At 67.6% G+C, this 23483-nt stretch carries 21 protein-coding genes; 15 read left to right on the forward strand and 6 right to left on the reverse strand.

Translation table 11 applies throughout. From position 1 onward, the window contains the following. Positions 1 to 118 precede the first annotated feature (118 nt). The gene (locus tag CFB40_RS29760; protein ID WP_089426731.1) at positions 119 to 865 is read left to right on the forward strand and encodes a TetR/AcrR family transcriptional regulator; all 747 of its coding nucleotides are present in this window, start codon (positions 119 to 121) and stop codon (positions 863 to 865) included. Positions 866 to 920: 55 nt separating this feature from the next. Here the strand turns inward: CFB40_RS29760 and CFB40_RS29765 are convergent, their stop codons facing one another. Beyond that, positions 921 to 1409, reverse strand: a complete 489-nt coding sequence (locus CFB40_RS29765) for a MarR family winged helix-turn-helix transcriptional regulator (protein ID WP_089426730.1) — start codon at positions 1407 to 1409, stop codon at positions 921 to 923. A 199-nt stretch (positions 1410 to 1608) separates the two neighbouring features. Between CFB40_RS29765 and CFB40_RS29770 the strand changes: the two genes are divergently transcribed. From CFB40_RS29770 to CFB40_RS29790, 5 genes are all read left to right on the forward strand, one after another. Further along, positions 1609 to 2688, forward strand: a complete 1080-nt coding sequence (locus tag CFB40_RS29770) for an aromatic ring-hydroxylating dioxygenase subunit alpha (RefSeq protein ID WP_089433354.1) — start codon at positions 1609 to 1611, stop codon at positions 2686 to 2688. Then, a complete protein-coding gene (locus tag CFB40_RS29775) occupies positions 2685 to 3650 on the forward strand; it encodes a PDR/VanB family oxidoreductase (protein ID WP_089433192.1) in 966 nt (321 codons plus the stop codon). The genes CFB40_RS29770 and CFB40_RS29775 overlap by 4 nt, the downstream gene beginning before the upstream one ends. Before the next feature lie 49 nt (positions 3651 to 3699). Beyond that, on the forward strand, positions 3700 to 4761 hold the full coding sequence (locus CFB40_RS29780) for a Rieske 2Fe-2S domain-containing protein (RefSeq protein ID WP_089433193.1): 1062 nt from the start codon (positions 3700 to 3702) through the stop codon (positions 4759 to 4761). A gap of 155 nt (positions 4762 to 4916) precedes the next feature. After that, positions 4917 to 6179, forward strand: a complete 1263-nt coding sequence (locus tag CFB40_RS29785; protein WP_089433194.1) for an MFS transporter — start codon at positions 4917 to 4919, stop codon at positions 6177 to 6179. 102 nt (positions 6180 to 6281) lie between these two features. After that, on the forward strand, positions 6282 to 7373 hold the full coding sequence (locus CFB40_RS29790) for a porin (protein WP_089433195.1): 1092 nt from the start codon (positions 6282 to 6284) through the stop codon (positions 7371 to 7373). 25 nt (positions 7374 to 7398) lie between these two features. On the opposite strand, the gene CFB40_RS29795 is transcribed toward CFB40_RS29790, so the two are convergent. Then, positions 7399 to 7845 (reverse strand): hypothetical protein, encoded by a 447-nt coding sequence (locus CFB40_RS29795; RefSeq protein ID WP_089433196.1) that lies wholly within the window; start codon positions 7843 to 7845, stop codon positions 7399 to 7401. 399 nt (positions 7846 to 8244) lie between these two features. Between CFB40_RS29795 and CFB40_RS29800 the strand changes: the two genes are divergently transcribed. The 5 genes from CFB40_RS29800 (at position 8245) to CFB40_RS29820 (ending at position 14395) form a co-directional block, all read left to right on the forward strand. Further along, the gene (locus tag CFB40_RS29800; RefSeq protein ID WP_089433197.1) at positions 8245 to 10434 is read left to right on the forward strand and encodes a TonB-dependent siderophore receptor; all 2190 of its coding nucleotides are present in this window, start codon (positions 8245 to 8247) and stop codon (positions 10432 to 10434) included. 423 nt (positions 10435 to 10857) lie between these two features. After that, a complete protein-coding gene (gene tetH, locus CFB40_RS29805; protein ID WP_089433198.1) occupies positions 10858 to 11649 on the forward strand; it encodes a thiosulfate dehydrogenase in 792 nt (263 codons plus the stop codon). A gap of 10 nt (positions 11650 to 11659) precedes the next feature. Next, positions 11660 to 12718: a molybdate ABC transporter substrate-binding protein gene (locus tag CFB40_RS29810; protein WP_089433199.1), complete on the forward strand. Its 1059-nt coding sequence runs from the start codon at positions 11660 to 11662 to the stop codon at positions 12716 to 12718. A 58-nt stretch (positions 12719 to 12776) separates the two neighbouring features. Beyond that, entirely contained in the window at positions 12777 to 13463 is a 687-nt protein-coding gene (locus CFB40_RS29815) for a c-type cytochrome (protein ID WP_089433200.1), read from the forward strand. Then, positions 13460 to 14395 (forward strand): c-type cytochrome, encoded by a 936-nt coding sequence (locus tag CFB40_RS29820; protein WP_089433201.1) that lies wholly within the window; start codon positions 13460 to 13462, stop codon positions 14393 to 14395. The genes CFB40_RS29815 and CFB40_RS29820 overlap by 4 nt, the downstream gene beginning before the upstream one ends. Positions 14396 to 14438: 43 nt before the next feature. Here the strand turns inward: CFB40_RS29820 and CFB40_RS29825 are convergent, their stop codons facing one another. Further along, complete coding sequence (locus tag CFB40_RS29825; protein WP_089433202.1) at positions 14439 to 16361, reverse strand: SMP-30/gluconolactonase/LRE family protein; 1923 nt, start codon at positions 16359 to 16361, stop codon at positions 14439 to 14441. A 645-nt stretch (positions 16362 to 17006) separates the two neighbouring features. Then, positions 17007 to 18200, reverse strand: a complete 1194-nt coding sequence (locus tag CFB40_RS29830; RefSeq protein ID WP_089426719.1) for a porin — start codon at positions 18198 to 18200, stop codon at positions 17007 to 17009. A gap of 306 nt (positions 18201 to 18506) precedes the next feature. Here CFB40_RS29830 and CFB40_RS29840 point away from each other — a divergent pair, with 306 nt between their 5' ends. From CFB40_RS29840 to CFB40_RS29855, 4 genes are all read left to right on the forward strand, one after another. Continuing rightward, entirely contained in the window at positions 18507 to 19139 is a 633-nt protein-coding gene (locus tag CFB40_RS29840; RefSeq protein WP_089433203.1) for a LysE family translocator, read from the forward strand. Positions 19140 to 19151: 12 nt separating this feature from the next. Further along, on the forward strand, positions 19152 to 19685 hold the full coding sequence (locus tag CFB40_RS29845; RefSeq protein ID WP_089429029.1) for a GNAT family N-acetyltransferase: 534 nt from the start codon (positions 19152 to 19154) through the stop codon (positions 19683 to 19685). A gap of 111 nt (positions 19686 to 19796) precedes the next feature. Continuing rightward, the gene (locus tag CFB40_RS29850) at positions 19797 to 20531 is read left to right on the forward strand and encodes a metallophosphoesterase family protein (RefSeq protein ID WP_089433204.1); all 735 of its coding nucleotides are present in this window, start codon (positions 19797 to 19799) and stop codon (positions 20529 to 20531) included. A 61-nt stretch (positions 20532 to 20592) separates the two neighbouring features. Then, the gene (locus CFB40_RS29855) at positions 20593 to 21204 is read left to right on the forward strand and encodes an alpha/beta fold hydrolase (protein WP_089433205.1); all 612 of its coding nucleotides are present in this window, start codon (positions 20593 to 20595) and stop codon (positions 21202 to 21204) included. Between the two features lie 60 nt (positions 21205 to 21264). On the opposite strand, the gene CFB40_RS29860 is transcribed toward CFB40_RS29855, so the two are convergent. Together CFB40_RS29860 and CFB40_RS29865 are read right to left on the reverse strand one after the other, a co-directional pair. Beyond that, positions 21265 to 22587, reverse strand: a complete 1323-nt coding sequence (locus tag CFB40_RS29860; protein WP_089433206.1) for an ATP-binding protein — start codon at positions 22585 to 22587, stop codon at positions 21265 to 21267. Further along, positions 22584 to 23324 (reverse strand): response regulator, encoded by a 741-nt coding sequence (locus tag CFB40_RS29865; protein ID WP_089426714.1) that lies wholly within the window; start codon positions 23322 to 23324, stop codon positions 22584 to 22586. The genes CFB40_RS29860 and CFB40_RS29865 overlap by 4 nt, the downstream gene beginning before the upstream one ends. Positions 23325 to 23483 lie beyond the last annotated feature (159 nt).

A 23483-nucleotide genomic window follows, 5' to 3' on the forward strand; every position in this document is an offset into this window, starting at 1 on the left:
TCAAATCGAATGAATACCTAGATTCATTGACCAATACAGCGTAAATTTTGCACAGTTTCGCGCCTCGCCGGGTTCGGCGTCAATAGTTTTTTGAGTGACACTCAGATATCATGCCGAGATGACAGCCGCTACCGCCGACACCATGACCGCCACCGTCAAAGCCGACCGCGCCGATACCTCGCGCGCGCCCGCCGGGCGCAAATCCCAGCAACGCGTGCAGGACATTCTGCGCGCCGGCCGGGAAGTGTTCGCCGAAAAAGGTTACGAGCATGCGACGGCCGCCGAGATCGCGCAGCGCGTGGGCGTCTCGGAGGCGACGGTGTTCAGCTATTTCCGCGGCAAGCGCGAGCTGTGCGCGCGTGTCATCGCGGATTGGTACGACGAAAACATCGCCGCATTCGAGGCAGGGATGCCGCAGGACGCGTCGGTGCAACAGCAGTTCGCGTTCATCGTGCGCACCCACCTGCGGCTGATGCTGGTGAACGGCACCGGCCTGTGCGCGCTGGTGCTGTCGGAAGGCCGCGCGAAGCAGCATGCGCTGAGCGACGAGCTCACCGCGCTGCAGCGCCGCTACACCGCGCCGCTGATGGACGTGCTCGCGCGCGGCCAGGCGGCCGGGCAGGTGCGCACCGACCTGCCGCTGAGCCTGCTGCGCTCGATGGTGTTCGGGCCGATCGAGCACGTGCTGTGGGATGCGATCCTCGGGCACCGCAAGCTCGATACGGAAACGACGGCCACGCAGCTCGTCGACATGCTGTGGGCGGCCGTGCAGCCGCCGGCGCCGGAACAGGCGGCGCTCGTGCGCTTCAGGAACGAAGTGGCGGAAGCCGTGCGGCGGCTGGAAGGCGACAGCACGCGCGGGTGACGAACGGCGGGCAGCGCGCCCGCCGCTTCCCCGCCGCTGCTGGGGGTCGAGGGCGTTACGACTCGTCGCCGACGCGCAGCGGCGCGCGGCTCTGCTCGTTGTTCAAATGGACGAACTTGCGCAACAGGCGCACCAGTTCCTGCGAATCGTCCTCCCCCATCCCGTCGAACAGGCCGGCACGCAATTCCTTCACCGACGGAATCAGGTGCGTCAGCAGTTCGACGCCCGCCGGTGTCAGCAGCAAGCGGCGCTGACGCCGCGGCAGCACTTCGCGCACGATCAATCCTTTCGCTTCGAGCCGGACCGCGAGATCCGCGGTCGTCGACGTGTCGAGCGCGACCCGCTGCGCGAGCGTCACCTGATCGAGCCCCGGGCACTCGTACAGCATCCGCAGGACCGCGTACTGCACGGGCGTCACGTCCCGGCCCAGCTTCTCGTAGAACATCGCAACCGCGATCTGGTGTGCGCGCCGGATCAGGTGCCCGGGTTCGTCGTACAGATCGAGCGGGAAAACCGGCAGGTCGGCGGGATTCGTTTTTTCCATGAATGAGTCGATGACATAAACGGCGCATGCCGGTTGCACGCGCCGACGGCATGGCGCTGCCTCGCGCCATTTCCCGGGAAAACCAGTATACCGCCCGCCTTGCTCCAGCCAATCTCGATGAGTACACTGAATCTCATTCAGTACACGGAATGAAAAGATGCCGCGTACCGGCGGCATCGACCTGAAGGAGACGACGAACGTGTTTCTCAAGAATGCTTGGTACGTGGCGTGCACGCCCGACGAAATCGACGGTAAGCCGCTGGGCCGCCAGATCTGCAACGAGTCGATGGTGTTTTATCGCGCGGCGGACGGCCAGGTCGCCGCGCTGGAGGACTTCTGCCCGCATCGTGGCGCACCGCTGTCGCTGGGATTCGTGCGCGACGGCGTGCTCGTGTGCGGCTATCACGGGCTGGAAATGGGCTGCAACGGCAAGGCGGCCGGCATGCCGGGCCAGCGTGTCGGCGGCTTCCCGCCGATTCGCAGCTTCCCCGTGATCGAGCGATATGGATTCATCTGGGTCTGGCCGGGCGATGCGTCGGCAGCCGATCCCGCGAAACTGCCCGCGCTGGCGTGGGCCGAGGATCCGGCCTGGGCCCACGGCGGCGGCCTGTACCACATCCGCTGCGACTACCGGCTGATGATCGACAACCTGATGGATCTCACGCACGAAACCTACGTGCATGCGTCGAGCATCGGCCAGAAGGAAATCGACGAAGCGCCGCCGAAGACCACCAGCCACGGCGACGAAGTCGTCACGAGCCGCTTCATGGAGAACGTGATGCCGCCGCCGTTCTGGCAGATGGCGCTGCGTGGCAACGGGTTGGCCGACGACGTGCCGGTGGATCGCTGGCAGATCTGCCGCTTCACGCCGCCGAGCCACGTGATGATCGAAGTCGGTGTCGCGCATGCGGGCCACGGCGGCTACGACGCGCCGGCCGACCTGAAGGCGTCGTCGATCGTCGTCGATTTCATCACGCCCGAGTCGGACACCTCGATCTGGTACTTCTGGGGAATGGCGCGCAACTTCCGGCCCGACGACCACGCACTGACCGACGAGATCCGCCAAGGCCAGGGCAAGATCTTCGCCGAGGATCTCGAGATGCTCGAGCGCCAGCAGCTCAACCTGGAGAAGTGGCCCGATCGCAAGCTGCTCAAGCTCAACATCGACGCCGGCGGCGTGCTGTCGCGCAAGGTGATCGAGCGGCTGCTCGCCGACGAGCATGCATCGAGCCCGTCGCGGCCCGTGATTCCGGTCGCGCAGGTCAGGGAGGCGTCATGAGCGCCGCGACGCTGACGGTCCGCGTGGCCCGCAAGTGGCAGGAAGCACGCGACATCTGCGGCTTCGAATTCGTCAGCGATGACGGCTCGCCGCTGCCGCGCTTCGACGCCGGCGCCCATATCGACGTGCATCTGCCGGGCGGCCTCGTGCGCCAGTATTCGCTGTGCAACCACCCGGAGCACGGCGATCGCTATCAGATCGCCGTGCTGCGCGATGCCGACGGTCGCGGCGGGTCGCGCACCATTCATGATGCAGTCCGGCAAGGCGATACCGTGCGGATCGGCGTGCCGCGCAATCAGTTTCCGCTCGCCCCCGACGCGCCGCACCACCTGCTGCTCGCAGGCGGGATCGGCGTCACGCCGATCCTCTGCATGGCGGAACGGTTGTTCTCGTCCGGCGGCGCATTCGACATGCATTACTGCGCGCGCTCGACCGACCGCATGGCCTTCGTCGAGCGGATCAACGCGGCCGGGTTCCGTGATCGTGCCCGCTTCCACGTCGACGACGGCGCGCCCGAGCAACGCTTCGACGTGGCCGCCGTGCTCGCCGCGGCGCCCGAAGGTACGCACCTGTACGTATGCGGGCCGCGCGGCTTCATGGATGCGGTGTTGAACGCCGCGCGCGAGCGCGGCTGGGCGGAAGCGCGACTGCACTACGAGTTCTTCGGCGGCGCGGTGGCGGCGTCCGGCGCGGATCGCGCGTTCCAGGTCCGGATCGCGAGCAGCGGCCAGGTGATCGACGTGCCGGCCGAATGCACCGTCATCGCCGCACTGGCGGCCAACGGCGTCGACGTGCTGACGTCGTGCGAGCAAGGTGTATGCGGAACCTGCCTGACACGCGTGCTGCAAGGCGAGCCCGATCACCGCGATGCGTATCTGACCGACGAGGAAAAAGCCGCCGGCGACCAGTTCATGCCCTGCTGCTCGCGAGCGCGAACCGACCTGCTGGTACTCGATCTGTAGACGGACACGCCCGACCCGAGGCGACCCACCACCACAATGGAGACGATCAATGGCGCAACCTGCCCGTCCATCAATCAATACTGCTAAATTCCCGGTCGACCGATGGTGGGTCGCCGCACTGTCATCCGAACTGACGGACAAGCCCATCGCCCGCACGCTGCTCGGCCATCCGGTCGTCCTGTTCCGGCTGCCGTCCGGGGAAGTCGGTGCGCTGGAGGATCGCTGCTGCCACAAGTCGCTGCCGCTGTCGTGCGGCTCGCTCGAAGCACGCGGCCTGCGCTGCGGCTATCACGGTCTGCTGTTCGACCGCGGCGGTGCATGCGTGGAAATTCCCGGGCAAGACCGGATTCCGGCCAAGGCGTGCGTGTCGTCGTATCCGATGCAGGAGCAGGACGCGATCGTGTGGATCTGGATCGGCGCCGACGCGCACGCTCGACCGACCTGCGCGCCGCCACGCTACGCGTTCCATACGGATCCGCAATACCGGTTCGGCGGCGGCCAGTACCATTACGACGCGCCGTATCAACTGATTCATGACAACCTGATGGACCTGAGCCACCTCGGCTATGTCCATCTGAAAACGATCGGCGGCAACGCGCCGCTGCACATGGGCGCGGAAACCCGCGTCAGCAGCGACGGCGACACGGTGACGCTGGTGCGCCGGATGCCGGATTCCGTCCCGCCGCCGACCTACACCGCCGCATGGCCGTTCGCGGCCCGCGTCGATCGCTGGCAGGAAATCGAGTTCCACGTGTCGCACATCCGGATCTGGACCGGCGCGATCGACGCCGGCACCGGCGACCTGCACGATCCGGCACGCGGCGGCCTTCACATGCGCGGCTTCCACGGCATCACGCCCGAGACGGAAACGACGACGCACTACTTCTGGACCGTCGCGACCAATCCGCAGCACGACGTCGAGCGCATCGCGCAAACGGTCATCGAGCAATCCGCGGCGACGTTCGACGAGGACAAGGCCGTGATCGAAGCGCAATACCGGAATCAGCTGCGCTTTCCGGACGGTCGCCAGCTCGACATTCACGTCGACGCGGGCCCCAATCGTGCGCGGCGCGTGATCGAGCGGCTGCTGCTGCAACCCGAACCCGCGTAAGCATCTTGCCGGCGCACTTGCGGCGCCTGCCGATCGCAGCGGGTGTTCCCCGGGGATGCCCGTCAACCCACGCATTCGCTTTCGTCCCATTCGCTACCCCGGCTTCAATGCCATTCCATTTGATTAGTCATACTATTTTATGAAGGGTCTTTGATGTGAGCGCAAATATCCGCAATACGATCGACGAATCCCCGATGAGCGCGTTCCAGACGATGGCGGTCACGGCCTGCGTCGTGCTGAACATGCTCGATGGCTTCGATGTGCTGGCCGTCGCGTTTGCCGCGCCGCACCTGGCGGCCGAATGGAAACTGAGCGGCAAGGAAATCGGCCTGCTGCTGAGTGCCGGGCTGGCCGGCATGGGCATCGGCTCGGTGCTGATCGCGCCGCTGGCCGACCGCGTCGGCCGCCGCCGCATCATCCTGCTCTGCCTCGCCGTGATCTCGACCGGGATGCTCGCCTGCGCGGCCACGCACAGCACGCTGCAACTCGCCGTCGCGCGTGCGTACACGGGGCTCGGCATCGGCGGCATGCTGGCGAGCCTGACCGTGATCAGCGGCGAGTACGCATCGAACAAATGGCGCAGCGCCGCGATCGGCATGCAGTCGACCGGCTACGCGATCGGCGCCACCGCCGGCGGCGTCATCGCCGGTTACTTGCTGTCGACGTGGGGATGGCGCAGCGTGTTCGCGTTCGGCGGCATCCTGACCTTGCTGGCGATCCCGATGGTGCTCGCGCTGCTGCCGGAATCGCTCGATTTCCTGCTGGCGAGGCGTCCGGACCACGCGCTGCAGAAAATCAACCGCATCCTCGCGAGAATGAAGCGCGCACCGCTCGCGCGCCGCACGATCGCGTTGTGGATCGCGTTCTTCCTCGTGATGGGCAGCTTCTATTTCGTCGTGAGCTGGACGCCGAAGCTGCTGGTCCAGGCCGGGCTGTCGGCATCGCAGGGCGTCACCGGCGGTGTACTGCTCAACCTCGGCGGCATTGCGGGCGCCTCGCTCTTCAGCCTGCTGTCGACGCGTGTCGGCCTGCGCAACCTGTTGGGCGCGACCCTGCTGCTCGGCGGCGCGCTGATGGTCGTGTTCGGCGCGAACACGGGCTCGCTCGGTATCGGGATGGCCGTCGCGGTGTTCCTCGGCGCGGTGATCAATGCGTGCGTGGCCGGCATGTATGCGCTGTCGCCGACGCCGTACCCCGCCGAAATCCGCACGACCGGCATCGGCCTCGCGGTCGGCATCGGCCGCCTCGGCGCGATCCTGTCGCCGATGACGGTCGGTGCGCTGCTGGACGACGGCTGGTCCGTGTCCCATCTCTATCTCGCGTTCCTCATGCCGATGGCCGGCGCGGCAATCGCCGTCGCCGTAGTGGGCGCGCGTGCCGCGGCACCGCGCCCGCAACGCGACCCGGCGATGTCGTAACACGCGACGCCAGCCGTCTTGCCGCTGCCTGTCGGCACCCCGGATTCGTCCGGGTCATTATAAAAATCGATAAGCACAGCTACATACCGTTTGGAGACAATCATGAAAAAGAAACTGGGCGTCGCGCTCGCGACGGCGATGGCACTGGCCGGACCGGCCTGCGCGCAAAGCAGCGTCACGCTGTACGGGATCATCGATACCGGCGTGTCCTACTACAACAACGCCGCGCACGGCGGATCGTTCACGGGCATGCCGACGCTGACCGGCGAGGTGCCGTCACGGTGGGGGCTGCGAGGCACGGAGGATCTCGGCGGCGGCTACCAGGCCTTCTTCGTGCTCGAAAACGGTTTCCAGCCCGGCACCGGCGCACTGAACTACGGCGGGCGCCTGTTCGGGCGACAGGCGAACGTCGGCGTGAACGGTCCGTTCGGCGCGCTGACCCTCGGCCGCCAGATGAACATGTCGATGATCGTGCTGACCAATGCGGACGTGATCGGCCCGTCGATTCACTCGATGGCGGATTTCGATTCCTATCTGCCGAACGCGCGCAGCGACAATGCGATCGGCTACAAGGGCACGTTCCACGGCGTGACGCTCGGCGCCACCTACAGCTTCGGCCGCGACGCGGCCGGGCCGGCAGGGCCGTCGGCGACGGGCTGTGCCGGGCAGGTGCCCGGCGACATCGTCGCCTGCCGCCAGTACACGGCGATGCTCGCGTATGACGCGAGCAACTTCGGGATCGCCGCGTCGCACGACGTGATGCGCGGCGGCGGCGGCGCGCTCGCCCCGCTGAACAATCCCGCATACACCGACACGCGCGACATCGTCGCCGGCTACGTGAAGATCGGCCCGGCGAAACTGGGCGCCGGGTGGATCCGCCGCAATCTCGCGGCGGCCGACCACCTGCAGGCCGATATCGTGTTCGCCGGCGGCACGTACTACGCGACGCCCTACCTCGCGCTCGACCTGCAGGGCGTACGCTACCTGCAGCGCCGCGAAAACAGCGAAGGCACGAATGCCACACTGCTCGTCGGCCGCGCGAACTATTTCCTGTCGAAGCGGACGACCGTCTATACGTCGGTGGGCTACATGTTCAACAGCACGCTGGCGGCGAACGCGGTCGCCGCCGGCGGGACGGTCGGGACCGGGATGAACCAGCTCGGCGTGATGGCCGGCATCCAGCAGAAGTTCTGAACGCCGGACACCGCGCCGGCGCAGGTCAGTTGGCGAGCTTGCAGTGCGAGAGCTTCAACCCCGGCAGCACCGGCGCATCGATATAGCCTTCGTTCACGCAGCTGAAGCGGAACGCCGCCGACGTGACGAACGGCTTGATCTCGCCGCCGGGGAATTTCGGCTTCAGCGCATCCTGGTCGGCCACGTCGAAATGCGTGTCGAACTGCTCGCCGTCCTTCGTCAGCGCGCCGAAATAGGTGCCGCCCGGATCGCTGCCCATCCGGATCACGGCGCCGACGAACACGAGGCGCTTGCCGTCGTACTTCGTCTTCGCGGCGGCCATGTCCTGCGTGTACGCCTCGATCATGGCGCCGTAATGCGCGTCGATCGCGGGCTCGGTGTCCGACGCGGCGCAGGCGGTCTGGTGAACGCCCGCCAGCATCGTGCATGCTGCAAGCGCGGCCGCCGCGAACGGCGCGGAAATCTTCTTCATGGGTGGTCTCCCGTCTAGCGTGGTGGTTGAAGTAATTGAAGCCCGGCGCTTGCGCCGGACGAATTCGCTTCCGTTGCTTTAATCGTTCGAATGGCGGAACACGGCTGCGATCACTTCTCCACCCGCATGGTCGTGTGCGGTGCGCAGCGTCGCGCTGAACGCGACGTGACAGGAAGGTGACATGGTGCGGCCCCCGGCTCTCTCATTGAATTTCACTGCGTCTGATTTTGGTCGCTACGGTAGCAGACGGCCGACGGCCCGGCAACCAAGGTCCCCGTGGCGCCGATCATTTCATTACAATTGCAAATGATTCTCATTACATATATTATTCGCGTCCTGGTCGTGGCGAAACGCCGCGGCCCGCGCCCCGATCCTTAGCACTCCGTCCTGCATCGATTCATGCCATCCCGCCGAACACCCCGCCGTGCCCGGACCCTGCGTCCGTGGCGCACGAGCCTGCCTGCCCTGATCACCCTGTGCGTCGCGAGCGGCACGCATGCGTCCGCCGCAGAACGCGCCGACGCCGAATCCGCCGCCCCTGCTTCCGCTTCCACACCCGCGCCGCCGGCCGCGCGCGAACTCCCGGCGATCAGCGTCAGCGCATCGGCAACCGCCGATCCGACGGTCGGCTATCAGCCGCGCACCACGAGCATCGCGGGCGGCGACAACCGTTCGATCAAGGAGATTCCGCAATCGGTCGCGGTGGTCAGCAGCAGCGTGATGCAGGACCAGCAGGCGCGCACGCTCGACGACGTGCTCGGCAACATCAGCGGCGTCACGCAAACGAACACCCTAGGCGGCACGCGCGACGCGTTCATCAAACGCGGCTTCGGGTCGAACAACGACGGCTCCGTGCTCGTCGACGGCGTGCGCACGCCGGTGCTGCACAGCTATCTGGCGACGATCGACCGCGTCGAAGTGCTGAAGGGCCCGGCGTCGCTGCTCTATGGGATGCAGGATCCGGGCGGCGTGATCAACCTCGTCACGCGCAAGCCGGAAGACACGTTCGGCGGCTCGATCTCGGCCTCGCGCACGAGCCACGGCGGCAGCAGCGCGACGTTCGATCTCACGGGCCCGCTCGGCAAGCCGGGCCAGGTCGCGGGCGGCACGCTCGCGTTCCGGCTGACCGGCCAGTACGACACGAGCCGCTACTGGCGCAGCTTCGGCCGCCAGCGCGACGCGCTGATCGCACCCGCGCTGTCGTGGCACGACGCGAGCACGTCGATCGACGTCAGCTACCAGTACGTCGACTACACGACGCCGTTCGATCGCGGCACGGTGCTCGTGAACGGCCAGCTCGACGATGCGCTGCGCTATCGCCGCTACGAGGAAGCGTGGTCGCAGAGCACCGGCATCCAGGAAACGCTGCGTGCGCGCGTCGAGCACCGCTTCTCCGATGCGTGGCGCGTGCGTGCAACCTACGGCTGGGGCCGCGATCGCTACGATCAGTACATTACCCGCGCAACCGCGTTCAACAGCACCACCGGCGCACTGACGCGCTCGTCCGATGCGAATCTCGGGCGCAACGATTCCGACCAGATCGCGACGCTCGGCCTGCTCGGCAACGTGACGCTCGCCGGCATGAATCACGCGATCTACATCGGCGGCGAATACGAGCGGCAGCGCAGCTTCCGCGGCGACACGATCCGCGGCAAGGCAACGAAGGGCTTCAATCTCTACGATCCCGTGTACGACCTGCTCGCGCCGGGCGGCATACCCAACCCGAAGCAAAGCGATTCGCGCTCAGTGGTGCATGCGTATTCGACGATCGTGCAGGACTCGGTGAAGCTCACTGACCGCCTTACCGCGGTAGGCGGGCTGCGTTGGGAAAACTGGCAGCAGGAATCGGGGATGGGGCGGCCGTTCGTGTTCGCCGACCGCTCGCGCGGCAGCGTGTGGCTGCCGCAGTTCGGGCTCGCCTATGCGCTCACGCCGGCGCTGACCGCCTACGCGAACGTCAGCCGCTCATTCAAGCCGAACGTCGCCACGAACGTCGCGGCGCCGCTCGCACCGGAATACGGCCGCGTGCTCGAGGCCGGGCTGAAGTTCAGCCTGAAGCCGGCGATCACCGGCACGCTCGCGGTCTACCAGATCGACAAGCGCAACGTCGCGGTCACGGTGGGCGATCTGACGTCGACGATCGGCACCGCGCGCTCGCGCGGGATCGAGCTCGACGTCGCGGGGCAGATCACGCGCCACCTGAGCGTGATCGGCAGCTATGCGTACACGAATGCGACCGATCGCGACAGCAATACGCCGCTAACCAACGTTGCGCGCCATACGGGCAGCCTCTTCGCGGTATACGACACGGCGATCGCGAACCTGCCCGGCCGCTGGCGCTTCGGCGGCGGCGCACGTCTTGTCGGCTCACGTTCGGGTGACACCGCGAACAGCTTCACGCTGCCCGGCTATGTGACCGTCGACGCGTTCGCCGCCTACGAAACGACGATCGGCAAGTTCCCGACGCGCTTCCAGCTCAACGTGAAGAACTTGCTCGACAAGACCTACTACCCGTCGAGCAACAACAACCTGATCATCGCGGTCGGCGAGCCGCGGCTCGTCACGCTGACGACGACGGTGTCGTTCTGATGGTCTGATGCGCTGATGCGGGCGTGGGCTGGCCGGCAAGCGGCGGCCCACCCGCAAACCCGCATCACATTCGTGGGGGGCGATTATACAAGCCGACCATTTGCTCCCCTCGCCTTATAATCAGTCATCCATATCAATAATCAGGTCAATTCGTGGACCGCAACCGGAACCGCCCGCTGGATGCTTCCGACGACCCGGCGCTGCGAAGAAGGTCGGATGCAACGCTCGCCCCGATGGTCGCTGCACCGATCGCACCGCCCCCGCCCGCCCGTCCAATCATCAGACCCTCGAATACCTCCCATCCGATATCGCGATTTTCCGTATCGAGCACGCGCGGCTAGACTGGCTACGCATTCGCGACGCCGAATCGCCGCACGGCAACGCGACACGCCCCCCCACAAAAACGATTCCGGGAGATATGCCATGTCCGACCGGCATGCACGCCGAGGCGCGCTCAAGACACTCGGCCTCGCGGCCGGCACCGCGCTGCTCGCCGCCGCGCGCCCCGCTCACGCCGCCACGCCCGACACCGGCGCGCTGCTGCCGGGCGGCGCCACGCACCTCGCCGACCTCACGCGCCGCCTCGCGGCCGCGCCGAGGCGGCGCGACTTCAAGACGGTGCCGATGATCCTCGAACGCCCCGACCAGTGGGATCACGCGGCGCTCGCCGAAGTGACCGGCTACCGCGGCGGCCCGAAGCAGGTATGGGACAACACCGAGCTCGGCGGCCCATGGCTGAACCTGATGCGCAATTCGCTGAATGCGCAGATCTGGTCGTACCGTCACCCGGATTTCCTCGTCGTTTCGGCCACGCACGGCAGCGCGCATCTCGCGCTGTTCGACCAGGCCGCGTGGGACAAATACGGCCTCGCGAAATTCGCCGGCGCCGCGTTTCCGTCCAACACGCTGCTCGATGCAAAGCCCGCGCAATCGAAGGGCACGCAAGGCCACGAGTTACTCGACGGCGCGTTCTCGTCGCACGACAACAGCATCGCCGCGCTGCTGCAGCGTGGTGTCGTGTTCTTGTCGTGCCACAACGCGATCTGGGAACTCGCGGAACGGCTCGACGGCGCGAACGCAAATCCCGACAAGCTGCCGCTCGATGCGCTTGCGGCCGACCTGACCAACCACGTGATCCCGTCGGCGATCGTCACGCCAGGCGCGGTCGGCACGCTGCCCGAACTGCAGCAGGCCGGCTTCACGTACGCAAAATGAGAGCCCCGCGATGACATCGATCCCGCTGCAACTGCAACCGCCATCGCGCCGCCGTCGGCGCACGCTGCGCGCCGTGCTGGCCGCGTGGCTCTGCTGCGCGTCGGCCCTCTCGCTCGCCGCGACCGCCGACACCGCCGCAACCGTCTTTCCGCCCTGGCAAAACGGCCGCAACAACGACGCGACGCACCGTGGCCTCGAATTCACGGTGCCGCAGGTCGACGTGCTCGCCGATTTCCACGGCGACCTCACCGCGCCGAAGCTCGTGCTGTTCGTCGGCGGCAACTATTTCTTCGCGATGGCGCCGCTCGTCGCGAAGTTCGAGGAAGATCACCCCGAGTACCGTGGCCGCATCTACTGGGAGACGATCCCGCCCGGTCTGCTCGTGAAGCAGATCCAGGCGGGCGGCACGATCACCGTCGGCAACATGACGTGGACGGTCAAGCCCGATGCGTATTTCGCGGGGCTCGGCAAGATCAACGGGCTGATCGCGGACGGCACGCTCATCGGCCCGGCCGTGCCGTACGTGACGAACCAGCTGACGATCATGGTGCGCGCCGGCAATCCGAAGCGTATCGCATCGCTGAACGACCTCGCGCGGCCCGACGTGCAGCTTGCGATGCCCAATCCGGCATTCGAAGGCGTCGCGCGGCAGATCCGCGCGTCGCTCGTGAAAGCCGGCGGCGACGCGCTCGCGCGTACCGTCTACGACGACAAGGTGCGCACCGGCACGGCCGAGCTCACGCACATCCACCATCGGGAAACCGCGCTGTTCCTGATGCAGGGTCGCGCGGACGCGGGCGTGCTGTGGCAATCCGAAGCGGCGTTCCAGGAACAGGTCGGGCATCCGCTGATGCACATCGACATTCCGGCCGAGCAGAATACGACGGCCATCTATGCGGGGGCGATGGTGAAGGACGCGCCGCATCCGGAGGCCGCGCGCACGTGGCTCGCGTTCATCCGGTCGCCGGAGGCGTTCCGGATTTTCCAGCGCTACGGCTTCGGCCGATACGATGCGGCGACACCGACGCAGCACCTCGCGCCGGAGCAACTGCAATCCGACGCGGGCTGACCGCGCGGCCGCGCCGGCAGTTCGGCGGAGCGAGGGACCTACAACAAGGAGGGGATACGTGAACGATACGGTGGACACACCGCGACGCCGGTTCGCACCGCTGCTGCTCGCAGCGGCGGCGTTGCTGGCCGGCCAGGCGCGCGCGGACGACGCGGCGCTCGGCAAGACGATCGCCACACAGGGCACGACGACGGGCGTCGCCGCGTGCATCGGCTGCCACGGCAGCCAGGGCGAAGGCAACGCGGCGGCCGGCTTCCCGCGCCTCGCGGGCACCCCTGCCGCCTATCTGTCCGCGCAGCTTGCCGCGTTCGCGGACGGCAGCCGCCAGAACCCGGTCATGCAGCCGCTCTCGAAACTGATGACGCCGCACGAGCGCGACGCGGTCTCCGCGTACTTCGCGAGCCTGCCCGCGCCGGCCGGCATCGTGGCCTCCAACGACACGTCGATCGACCCGGCTAACACCGGCGCGTGGCTCGCGACGCGCGGACGCTGGTCGCAGGGCCTGCCCGCGTGCGCGCAATGCCACGGCCCCGGCGGCCTCGGGGTGGGCACCGCGTTTCCGCCGCTCGTGGGCCAGCCGGCCGCCTATATCGCCGGCCAGCTGAACGGCTGGAAACACGGCACGCGCCCGCCCGGGCCAATGGCGCTGATGCCGGCGATCGCCGGCAAGCTGTCCGACGCCGACATCGACGCGGTGGCCGCCTACTACGCGCGCGGCGGCGCGGCACAAGGAGACAAGCGATGATCGACCGCACGACGCTGATCCGCCGCACCCGCGCGGCCCTGCTCGGCGCGGCCTGGATGCCCGTGCTGGCGTTCGCGGCTACCCCGCAGGATGCACCGGCCGCGGCTTCCGCACCCGCGCCGGCCACGATGGCAACGGCCGCCAAACCCTTCGCGCCGCCCGCCGAATCCGCGATACCCGCCGACGAATTCGGCAAGACCGTGAAGCTCGGCGAGCAGATCTTCCTGCACACGCCCGAGTTCGCGGGCAAGTACGTCGGCAACAAGCTGACCTGCGCGAGCTGCCACCTCGACGCGGGCCGCCGGCCCGATTCGAGCCCGATGTGGGCCGCGTACCTGCTGTATCCGGCATACCGCAGCAAGAACGGCCACGTGAACACGTTCGCCGAGCGCCTGCAGGGATGCTTTCGATACAGCATGAACGGCAAGGCACCGCCGGCCGGCGACCCGATCCTCGTCGCGCTCGAGACCTATTCGTACTGGCTCGCGAAGGGCGCGCCGGTCGGCACGAAGCTGCCGGGGCAGGGGTTCCTGAAACTGCCGCCGCCCGCGCAGAAGGCCGACTATGCACGCGGCGCCGCCGTCTACACGCAGCACTGCGCGCTGTGCCACGGGGCGGACGGCCAGGGGCAGTCGAGCGGCGGCAAGGCGGTCTTCCCGGCACTGTGGGGCGCGCGTTCGTTCAACTGGGGCGCCGGGATGGGCGACATCCGCAATGCGGCCGGCTTCATCAAGGCCAACATGCCGCTCGGGCTCGGCGGCACGCTGACCGATCAGGAGGCGTGGGACGTCGCGACCTTCATGGACAGCCACGAACGTCCGCAGGACCCGCGCTTCACAGGCTCGGTGCAGGACACGCGCGCGAAGTTCCACGACTCGCCCGATTCGATGTACGGGCTCAGCGTGAACGGGCGCGTGCTCGGCGCACCGTGATGCAAACGCCGTGCAGGCCACCCGGCCCGCACGGCCTGCGCGTTCACGGATGCCAGCGATACACGATCATGCTGGTGCCGTTGTAGTTGTCCTTCGTGATCACGTATTCGCCGGTCGAGCGCAGGTACGCACGGATTCCGTACATCGAGTCGACGTCGTTGCCGACGTCCATCGCCGACGTGTTCGAGTTGGTCAGCGTCGTCACGAGCGCGCCGGTGTTGAGATCGAACACGTCGACGTTCGGCACGGTGTGCACGTAGCCGACGAACAGGTAGTGGCCGGCCGCCGCGATCGATTTCGGGTTCGCGCTGGTCAGGTTGATCACCGGGTTCGGCGCGGTCGTGTTGCCGTTCTTCCAGCCGTGATAGACCTCGATGTGCCCGTTCATCGCGGTCCAGTCCCAGTTGTTCGCGAGGCCCTGCGCGAGGATCATCGTGTCGCTGTCCGCCTGGTAGACGATGCGCGTCGTCGGCGCCACGGTGCTCGGCACGGGCGTCGTCACCGGCTTGCCCCACGACGGCTTGCCGGTCGCATCGAAGCCCGTCATCGGGTAGCGGGTAATCGCGTTGGTGCCGTTCAGCCCGGCCCACACGTCGCCGTTGCCGTCGATGTCGAAACCGGTCGTGACCTGCAACGTCGTGTTGAACGGCTTGCCCGGCAGCGAGCCGGCCGGATTCGCGATGTAGCCGGTCGCCGGCGTGAAGTAATAGAAATTGAAGTTGCCGGGGTTCTGGCCCGATGCGACGAGAATCCGGTTGCCGCCCACCATCACGAGCTGGCCGAAATGCTGGCCGCGCTGGTAGTCGTTCATGTCGAGGCGCGGGTCCTTCGGATAGGTGAACGGGTCGACCGTGTTCGCGACGAACGTGCCGCCCGCCGAGCCCGTATACACGTTGTTGCCGCTGTAGAAGAACGCGCCGTCGGTCGCCGGGTCGGGCGCGGCGATCGCCTCGAAGTTCAGCGCCTGCAGCTTCCATTGCAGCGCGCCGGTCGGGCTGTACGAATGAAGATCGGTGCTGCCGTTGCGCCCGAGATCCCAGCCGCCGCCCCACGCGTTGTTGAGCACGTACAGGTTGCCGCCCGAATCCTTGCCGATGCCGACCACGCGCGTGAAGCGCTTGTCGCCGACCTGCCCCTTGATGCCCGAGGTCGTGTCGAGATAGCCGCCCTGCACACCGAACGTGCCGATCTGCTGCGGCAGGCCGGCGAGGCTGTAGAGCTTGATGTTCATGTCCGGGCCCTGGTCGCCCACCAGCAATTGCCCCGTCGACGCATCGAAATACAGCGCCGACGGCCGCGCGCCGGCCGCCATCTGGATCGTGTTCAGCAGCGTGCCGGTGGCGCTGTACTGCACGACGACGCCCGCGCTCATGCGCGCGACCCACAGGTTGCCCGCCGCATCGAGCGCCAGCGCACCGGGCCCGGTCACGCCGATGTCGCGCTGCCAGACGCCGTCGGTCGTATAGACGCGCACGCGGTTGCCGTAGAAATCGCTCGCGTACAGCAGGTTGCCGGCCGTCGCGAGGCCGGTGATCACGTCCGGGTTCGGGAGGCCCGTCCACGTGCTGACCGGGATACGCAGGTCGCGTTTGTTCGTACTGCGATCGTAGCGGCCGACCGAGCCGCTGCCGAAGGTGCGGTTGTAGCCGAGCGCGACGAAGATCGACGTCGCGTTGCCGGTAATCGCCCCGCCCTGGAATTCGTCGTGAATACCGATCGTGCCCAACGTCTGGCCGTTCTGGTAGAGCGCGACGCCGCCCGCGTTCTCGTCCCAGCGCGACGACGTATAGATCACGCCCTCGGGCGCGACCCACATCGAGCGCGCGGCATTGCCGACGTGCTGGGCCAGCGTGCCGTACGTGTTCGCGAGCCAGTCGGTCGAGTATTGCACCTGCGCGTGACTCGCCGGCGCCAGCATTGCCATGCACATTCCCAGCAACGCCGCCCGAATTTGTTTCATTGACATGAATAATGCTCCCGAACGTTCAATGGTCGACACTGTAAATCGCGGCGCGTGAAATATTGGTGATTCCGGCTAAAGCGCATTCGCCGCCATCCCGAATTATTCACTCCGTTCCTTTTGCCGTCCGGCGCTTTTCCGTCAACGATGGTCAAACCCGCTCACCGCGCCGCATCAGCTGGCCAGGCGCACGGTTTCGGCGCTTTTTCCCCGGCATTTTCTTCCGGCTCACTCAATGCGAATGCGTCATTTTTTCTGAAATGCCCGCATTGTCTTTTTCATTCCCCGGAAATGGGCCAAATGATTACAAATCGAAATTGAAATGAAAGAGAAAAAATAATATCCGGCGCAATCACGTCATCGCGATTCGGCACGGCGGCATGCGGCGGGAGGAAGGGAGAGGAAAGCGGGATACGGTGGAGCAAACCCACAACCCGCGCGCCGGCCATGCCGGCACGCGGCCGCGATCGTTCAGTTCGCGTCGTCGAGCGTCGGGCCAGCCCGGCCGTCGAGGAATTTCGGCCGCGCGTCCGACGACGTCGATCACGCGGTACCGGTAGTCCAGGAAAGGCGGCGACAGTACGGAAGCCTGCATGCAACGTTGCCGGCATCGGCGGCGGGCAACGTTGCGGCTGCAACGATCGCTGCGCGTCAGAACTTCTGGCGCAGGCCGAGGCTGACGATGGCCTGCGAGCGGGAATCGGACGAGTGGCCGTTCGCCTTGTCCGACACCGAGGCCGTCGCGGCCACCGGGTGGCCGAGCGCGTCGAGCGTCATGCCCGATGCATGCTGGTACGCGCCGAGCAGGTACACGCTGGTGCGCTTCGACAGGTCGTAGACGGCGCCGAGCGTGACGTTGTGATACTGCGCGCGGTCGTCCACGCCGTCGACATCGCTGCCGCGCGTGTAGCTGTAGCCCGCGAACAGTTGCGTCTGCGGGCGCACGTTCCAGCGCGTGAACACGCCTGCGACGTTGAACGTCGCGTGGCCCGTGAACAGCGACTGGCCGCCGCTGCGGTACTGCACGTTGCTGTAGTTCACGCCGACGACGGCCGGCCCGAAGTCGTAGGTCGCGCCGGTCGCGATGATCTGCTGCGACTGCGCGCTCGCATAGCCTTCGTTGATCGACGAGTTGAACAGCCCGTCGTCGGTGCTCTGCCACTTGCCGGCCGTCGGGTCGGTCGCCCCCGTCTTGCTGTTGTCCGACCGTTCGTAACCGACGCCGACGCGCAGCGGGCCCGCCGCGTACGCCGCGCCGACACTCCACGTGTTGCGCTGCTTCATGCTGCCCGGCTGGCCGCCGAAGCCGTACAGCGCGCCGAACGTGAAGCCCGAGTAGTTGGCGCTCGTGTACTTGATCGAGCTGTCGACCCGCGCGGTCTGGTCGAGGTCGTCGATGTCGCCCGGGTGCGCGCCGAAGCCGCCGATGTACGACGACGGGCCGACCGGGCTCACGAAGTCGTCGAGCGACGTGTACTGGCGGCCGAGCGTGACCGTGCCGTAGCGGTCGCTGCCGAGGCCGACGAATGCCTGGCGGCCGAACTGGCGGCCACCCTGCCCCGACGTGCCGTTCGTGATGTCGAAGCCGTTCTCGAGGACGAACAGCGCGCGCATCCCGCCGCCGAGATCCTCGGAACCCTTGATCCCCCAGCGGCTGCCGGACAGGTTGCCGGTCGTGAGCCCGACGCTCGAATGCCCGGTGTACGCGCCCGCGGAGCCGACCCGCTCGTTGCTGCGATAGGTGACGCCCGCATCGACGATGCCGTACAGCGTGACGGAGCTTTGCGCGGCGGCGATGCCCGCGAGCGAGAGCAGCAGCGGGGCTGCGATCAGTTGCTTGTTCATGATTGTCGTGTCTCCGGGCGTTGAACCCGTTGTTCTGGCTGTCAGTTGCGAGCAGCGCGCGGGCGGCGATATATGCCGGCGGTGCGAGGCCGGCCGCGTCCGCGCGCGACGACGCGGCGGGCATGCCCACTGCGGCCGCCATGGTAGTTGGAACCGGTTCCCGTCGAAAGCACAATAATGAAAACAGTTTCTTGCCAAAATCGAGATAGTCGAGCGGGCGGCCTTGTGCGCAGCACGTCGCACCTGTACAGCCCGGGCGGGCGCAACCGATAATCGAACGCGCCGCCATCCATCGGGAGTGCCTTCATGCATGAAACGACCCTGCTGATCTTCGCCGCCGTCGCGTTCGTCGGTATCGCGACACCCGGCCCGACCGTGCTGCTCGCGCTGACCAACGGCTCGCGCTATGGTGTGCGCCGCGCGGCCTACGGCTTCGCGGGCGCGATGCTGTCCGACTTCGTGCTGATCGTCGCGGTCGCGCTCGGCCTCGGCGCACTGCTGATGGCGTCGGCGTTCTGGTTCTCGGTGGTGAAGTGGCTCGGCGCCGCGTATCTCGCGTACGTCGGCATCCGGCTGCTGATGTCGAAGGGCTCGCTCGACGTCGCCGCCACGCACGGTGGCGACATATCCGGGCGCAACGCGTCGATCTTCGCGAAGAGTTTCCTCACGGCGGTGACGAACCCGAAGGGCTATCTGTTCTTCTCCGCCTTCCTGCCGCAGTTCCTCGATCCGTCCGCGCCGCTCGCGCCGCAATACGGCGCGCTCGCGATCACGTTCGCGCTGCTCGACGGGGTCGTGATGTTCGGCTACGCGCTGCTCGGCGCACGCGCGGTGCGGCTGCTGAAGCGCGCGGGGGCGCTGTGGCTCGAACGTACGTGCGGCGCGATGCTGCTCGCGCTCGCCGGGTCGCTGGCGCTGTATCGGCGTCATGCGGCATAGGAGCGGATGCCGTTGAAAATCGCTGCGCCGCCCCGCTCCGGCTTTCCGGGCCTGTCGCTCCGCCAGATCGAACGCGCCGACCTCGACGCGTGGTACGCGTACCTGACGAACCCCGACGTCTATCGCCATACGAGCTGGAACCTGCGCTCGCCCGACGATCTGCTGCCGCTGTTCGACGCCATCGAATCGACGGACCCCGACTCGATCCGGCGTCTCGCCGTGATCGACGACGCATCGGGCGCGCTCGCCGGGACGATCGGCCTGCATACCGTCTCGACCGTGAACCGCTCGGCGGAAATCGCTTACGATCTCGCGCCGTCGCGCTGGGGGCGCGGGATCGCGAGCGCGCTGTGTACGTCCGTCACCGAGTGGGCATTCGCCGCGGGCTTCATGCGCATGCAGGCCGTCGTGCTGACCAGCAACGCAGGCTCCGCGCGCGTGCTGCAGAAATGCGGCTACCGCTACGAAGGGCTGTTGCGCGCGTACAAGATGGTGCGCGGCACGCCGGGCGATTTCGCGATGTACGCGCGCCTCGCGACCGACTGACACACCCATCGCGGCGTCACGTCAAACCGCTCACCGCTTCGCCTGCGCACGCCATTGGACGGCCTGCGCCGAATTGGCGACAATCGCCGTTCCCTTCCTCGCCGATTTGCCATGAAAATCGCCGCACTGTCCGACATCCACGGCAATCTCGCCGCACTCGACGCGGTGCTCGACGACGTCCGCCGCCGCGGCGCCGACGTGATCGTCAACCTCGGCGACATCCTGTCCGGCGCGCTCCATCCGCCCGAAACGGCCGACCGCCTGATCGCGCTCGACCTGCCGACCATCAAGGGCAATCACGAGCGGCAACTGCTCACCGGCGACCGCGAGTCGATGCGGCTGTCGGATCGCTGGGCGCACGACACGCTGCGTGCCGATCATCTGGAATGGATCGCCGCGCTGCCCGAACGCATGACGCTCGGCGACGACGTGCTGATGGTGCACGGCACGCCCGACAGCGACCTCGTCTATTTCCTCGAAACGGTCACGCCCGACGGCTGCCGCGCGGCCACGCCCGATGAAATCGCGCAGCGCGCGGGTGACGAACCGGCATCGCTGATCCTGTGCGGCCACACGCACCTCCCGCGCACGGCCAGACTCGACGACGGCCGGCTGATCGTCAACCCGGGCAGCGTCGGGCTGCAGGCCTACACGGACGACCTGCCGCATCCGCACCGCATCGAGACGGGCTCGCCGCACGCGCGCTACGCGATGGTGACGCGCACGGCCGCCGGCTGGAACGTCGAATTCCATGCGGTCGAATACGACTGGCACACGGCGGCCGCCACCGCGGCCTCGCGCGGGCGCGACGACTGGACCGTCGCGCTGCGCACCGGCCGGTGCTGATCCGCCCGGCTCGCATCGCGCCCCTTCCGCTTCACTTCATTCACCGGGAAACCGCACCGCCATGCCCGTTCCGTCGCAACTGCTCTTCCTGCCCGGCGCATCGGGCAGCACCGCTTTCTGGCAACCGCTCGCCGGCCTTCTCACGCATCCGGCCGGGCGCCGGATCGTCGGCTACCCGGGCTTCGGCGACACGCCGCACGATCCGGCCGTCGACGATTTCGACAGCCTCGTGCGTCATGTGCTGGAAACGATCGACCGGCCGACCGCCGTGATCGCGCAATCGATGGGCGGCGTGATCGCGATGCGCGCGGCGCTCGACAAGCCCGCACTGATCACGCACCTCGTGCTGACGGTCACGTCCGGCGGCCTCGACATGGCCGGGCTCGGCGCGCAGGACTGGCGCACCGGCTTCGCGGAAGCGAACCCGCAGCTTCCCGACTGGTTCCTGACGTTCCGTGCCGACCTGTCGCGGGAGATCGGCCGCATCGCGCAGCCGACGCTGCTGCTGTGGGGCGACGACGACCCGATCAGCCCCGTCGCGGCCGGCCGGCGCCTGCTCGAACGGCTGCCCGATGCGCAATTGCATGTCGTGCCGGGCGGCCGGCACGATCTCGCGGCCGTGCATGCGACGACGCTCGCGCCGCTCGTCGATGCGCATCTGCGGCGCGGGTGACGGCGCGCGCTTCAGCTTCAGCACAAACCTGAAGCCGACGTGCTCACACGCCGCACGCTGTCACGCCGCATTCCTCAACGTCAGCCGCGCCTCGAGCCCGCCGCCGTCCGCCCGGTTGGTCAGCGTGAGCGTGCCGCCCATCGCCAGCGCGAGCTGCCGCGCGATCGCGAGGCCGAGCCCCGTGCCGCCCGTCTCGCGGTTGCGCGACGTCTCCACGCGCCGGAACGGCTCGAACACCGCGTCGAGCTGATCGTCCGGAATGCCGGGCCCGCGGTCGAGCACCGCGATCACCGCGCCGCCGTCCGGCGCGGTGCGCACGTCGATCTCGGCCGCACCCGCGAACTTCAGCGCGTTGTCGACGAGGTTGCCGACGATGCGGCGCAGCGCCTTCGGCCGCGTGACGAGCGCGAGCGGCGCGCGGCTGTGCAGCGCGACGTCCTGCCCCGCATCCGTGTAGTCGCACACGATGCTATCGAGCAGCGCATCGAGATCGATGCGGCGCGCGGCTTCCTCGGTGCCGTGCAGCGTCCGCGCATACGCGACGCCCTCCTTCACCAGATGCTCCATCTCGAGCAGGTCCTGGCGCAGCTTCGCGCCCTGCGCGTCGTCGTCCATCATGTCGGCGCGCAAGCGCATCCGCGTGATCGGCGTCTGCAGGTCGTGCGAGATCGACGCGAGGATCTGCATGCGCTCGGCCATGTACTGCGCGATGCGATCCTGCATCGCGTTGAACGCGCGGGCGGCGCGCGCGACTTCCGACGGCCCGCCCTCGTTCAGCCGCTCGCCCTTCAGGTCGGGGCCGAGCGCATCGGCGGCCTGCGCGAGCTGCTTGAGCGGCCGCGTCGCGAGCCGCACCGCGAGCCAGCAGCACGCGGCCAGCACCGCGAGCTGCAGCACGAGCACGACCGGCAGCCAGCCCGACAGCGGCACCGTCGACATCGGATGGATGTCGATCGTCAGCGGCGATCCGTCGGTCAGCCGCAGATGCACCTGCAGATGTTCGCGGTCGCCGGGAATCGCGTTCGCGGTCAGCGGGTAGTCGCCGCCGATGCCGTCGGAAATCGAGCGCTCGACGCGCGCCGACAGCCGCGCTTCCGGCGGCGTGCCGGTCTCGCCGGGCCCGAGGATGAACGCGTAGCTGCGCCGCGCGAGGCGCGGCACCCACGCGGCCCGCTCGGCCGGCGGCAGGTGGTCGAGCAGCGCGACCGAGCTCGCGACCTCGCGCTCGATGTAGCCCATCATCAGGTTGGTGGTTGCCTGGTCGCGCTCGGTCACGGTGAGCCAGAACGACAGCGTCTGCGCGAGCGCGAGGCCCACGCACAGGATCAGCGCGAGCCGCGCGAACAGCGAGCGCGGCCAGTGCCACGGCATGCGCGCGCTCATGGTGCACCGTCGACGGCGGTCACGGCCGACGAGAACACATAGCCCTCGTTGCGCAGCGTCTTGATGTAGCGCGGTTCGCGCGCGCCGTCGCGCAGGCGCTGGCGCAGCCGGCTCACGAGCAGGTCGATCGACCGGTCGAACGGATCGGACTGCCGACCCTGCGTGAGATTGAGCAACTGGTCGCGCGTCAGCACGCGTTGCGGGTTGTCGAGGAATACGCGCAGCAGCCGGTATTCGGCGCCGCTCAGCGCGACCAGCGTGCCTTCCGCATCGAGCAGGTGGCGCCCGGTCGTGTCGAGCCGCCATTCGCCGAACGCGAGCATCTCCGCGGTTTCCGTCACCTGCATGCCGGGCGGCAGCATGCGCGCGCGCCGCAGCACCGAGCGGATCCGCGCGAGCAGCTCGCGCACCGCGAACGGCTTGGCCAGGTAATCGTCGGCGCCCATCTCGAGGCCGATGATGCGGTCGGTTTCCTCGCCGCGGGCGGTCAGCATCAGCACGGGCACCGTACGGAACTTGCCGGCGCGCAGGTCGCGGCACAGCGTGAGGCCGTCCTCGCCCGGCATCATCAGGTCGAGCACGATCAGGTCGGGCGCGCCGTCGTCCAGCACGTTGCGCATCTCGCGGCCGTTCGCGGCCAGCGACACGCGCATGCCGTTCTTCTCCAGGTAATCCGCGATCAGTTCGCGGATCGCGCGGTCGTCGTCGACGATCAGCACGTGGTCGATCTTGTCCATGAGTCGTGGTCGGTGTCGAGGTATTCGGGCAGGTGATGTCCGCTTTTATACCTCACGGCGGGCATGCGTTTGTATCCCAATGTATCGCGCCGCCGTGACGACACACAACATTGCACACGCGTGGCGCGCCGGACACATCGCAGATACGTCGGCGCCGCT

Source organism: Burkholderia sp. AU31652 (assembly GCF_002223155.1).
Lineage (GTDB): Bacteria > Pseudomonadota > Gammaproteobacteria > Burkholderiales > Burkholderiaceae > Burkholderia.

What these genes read in the sequence shown, in the direction of transcription:
- CFB40_RS29760 (WP_089426731.1), top strand. Translation starts at nt 119, where the DNA reads ATGACAGCCGCTACCGCCGACACCATGACCGCCACCGTCAAAGCCGAC.
- CFB40_RS29765 (WP_089426730.1), bottom strand. Translation starts at nt 1,409, where the DNA reads ATGGAAAAAACGAATCCCGCCGACCTGCCGGTTTTCCCGCTCGATCTG.
- CFB40_RS29775 (WP_089433192.1), top strand. Translation starts at nt 2,685, where the DNA reads ATGAGCGCCGCGACGCTGACGGTCCGCGTGGCCCGCAAGTGGCAGGAA.
- CFB40_RS29780 (WP_089433193.1), top strand. Translation starts at nt 3,700, where the DNA reads ATGGCGCAACCTGCCCGTCCATCAATCAATACTGCTAAATTCCCGGTC.
- CFB40_RS29790 (WP_089433195.1), top strand. Translation starts at nt 6,282, where the DNA reads ATGAAAAAGAAACTGGGCGTCGCGCTCGCGACGGCGATGGCACTGGCC.
- CFB40_RS29795 (WP_089433196.1), bottom strand. Translation starts at nt 7,845, where the DNA reads ATGAAGAAGATTTCCGCGCCGTTCGCGGCGGCCGCGCTTGCAGCATGC.
- CFB40_RS29800 (WP_089433197.1), top strand. Translation starts at nt 8,245, where the DNA reads ATGCCATCCCGCCGAACACCCCGCCGTGCCCGGACCCTGCGTCCGTGG.
- tetH (WP_089433198.1), top strand. Translation starts at nt 10,858, where the DNA reads ATGTCCGACCGGCATGCACGCCGAGGCGCGCTCAAGACACTCGGCCTC.
- CFB40_RS29810 (WP_089433199.1), top strand. Translation starts at nt 11,660, where the DNA reads ATGACATCGATCCCGCTGCAACTGCAACCGCCATCGCGCCGCCGTCGG.
- CFB40_RS29820 (WP_089433201.1), top strand. Translation starts at nt 13,460, where the DNA reads ATGATCGACCGCACGACGCTGATCCGCCGCACCCGCGCGGCCCTGCTC.
- CFB40_RS29825 (WP_089433202.1), bottom strand. Translation starts at nt 16,361, where the DNA reads ATGTCAATGAAACAAATTCGGGCGGCGTTGCTGGGAATGTGCATGGCA.
- CFB40_RS29830 (WP_089426719.1), bottom strand. Translation starts at nt 18,200, where the DNA reads ATGAACAAGCAACTGATCGCAGCCCCGCTGCTGCTCTCGCTCGCGGGC.
- CFB40_RS29840 (WP_089433203.1), top strand. Translation starts at nt 18,507, where the DNA reads ATGCATGAAACGACCCTGCTGATCTTCGCCGCCGTCGCGTTCGTCGGT.
- CFB40_RS29850 (WP_089433204.1), top strand. Translation starts at nt 19,797, where the DNA reads ATGAAAATCGCCGCACTGTCCGACATCCACGGCAATCTCGCCGCACTC.
- CFB40_RS29855 (WP_089433205.1), top strand. Translation starts at nt 20,593, where the DNA reads ATGCCCGTTCCGTCGCAACTGCTCTTCCTGCCCGGCGCATCGGGCAGC.
- CFB40_RS29860 (WP_089433206.1), bottom strand. Translation starts at nt 22,587, where the DNA reads ATGAGCGCGCGCATGCCGTGGCACTGGCCGCGCTCGCTGTTCGCGCGG.
- CFB40_RS29865 (WP_089426714.1), bottom strand. Translation starts at nt 23,324, where the DNA reads ATGGACAAGATCGACCACGTGCTGATCGTCGACGACGACCGCGCGATC.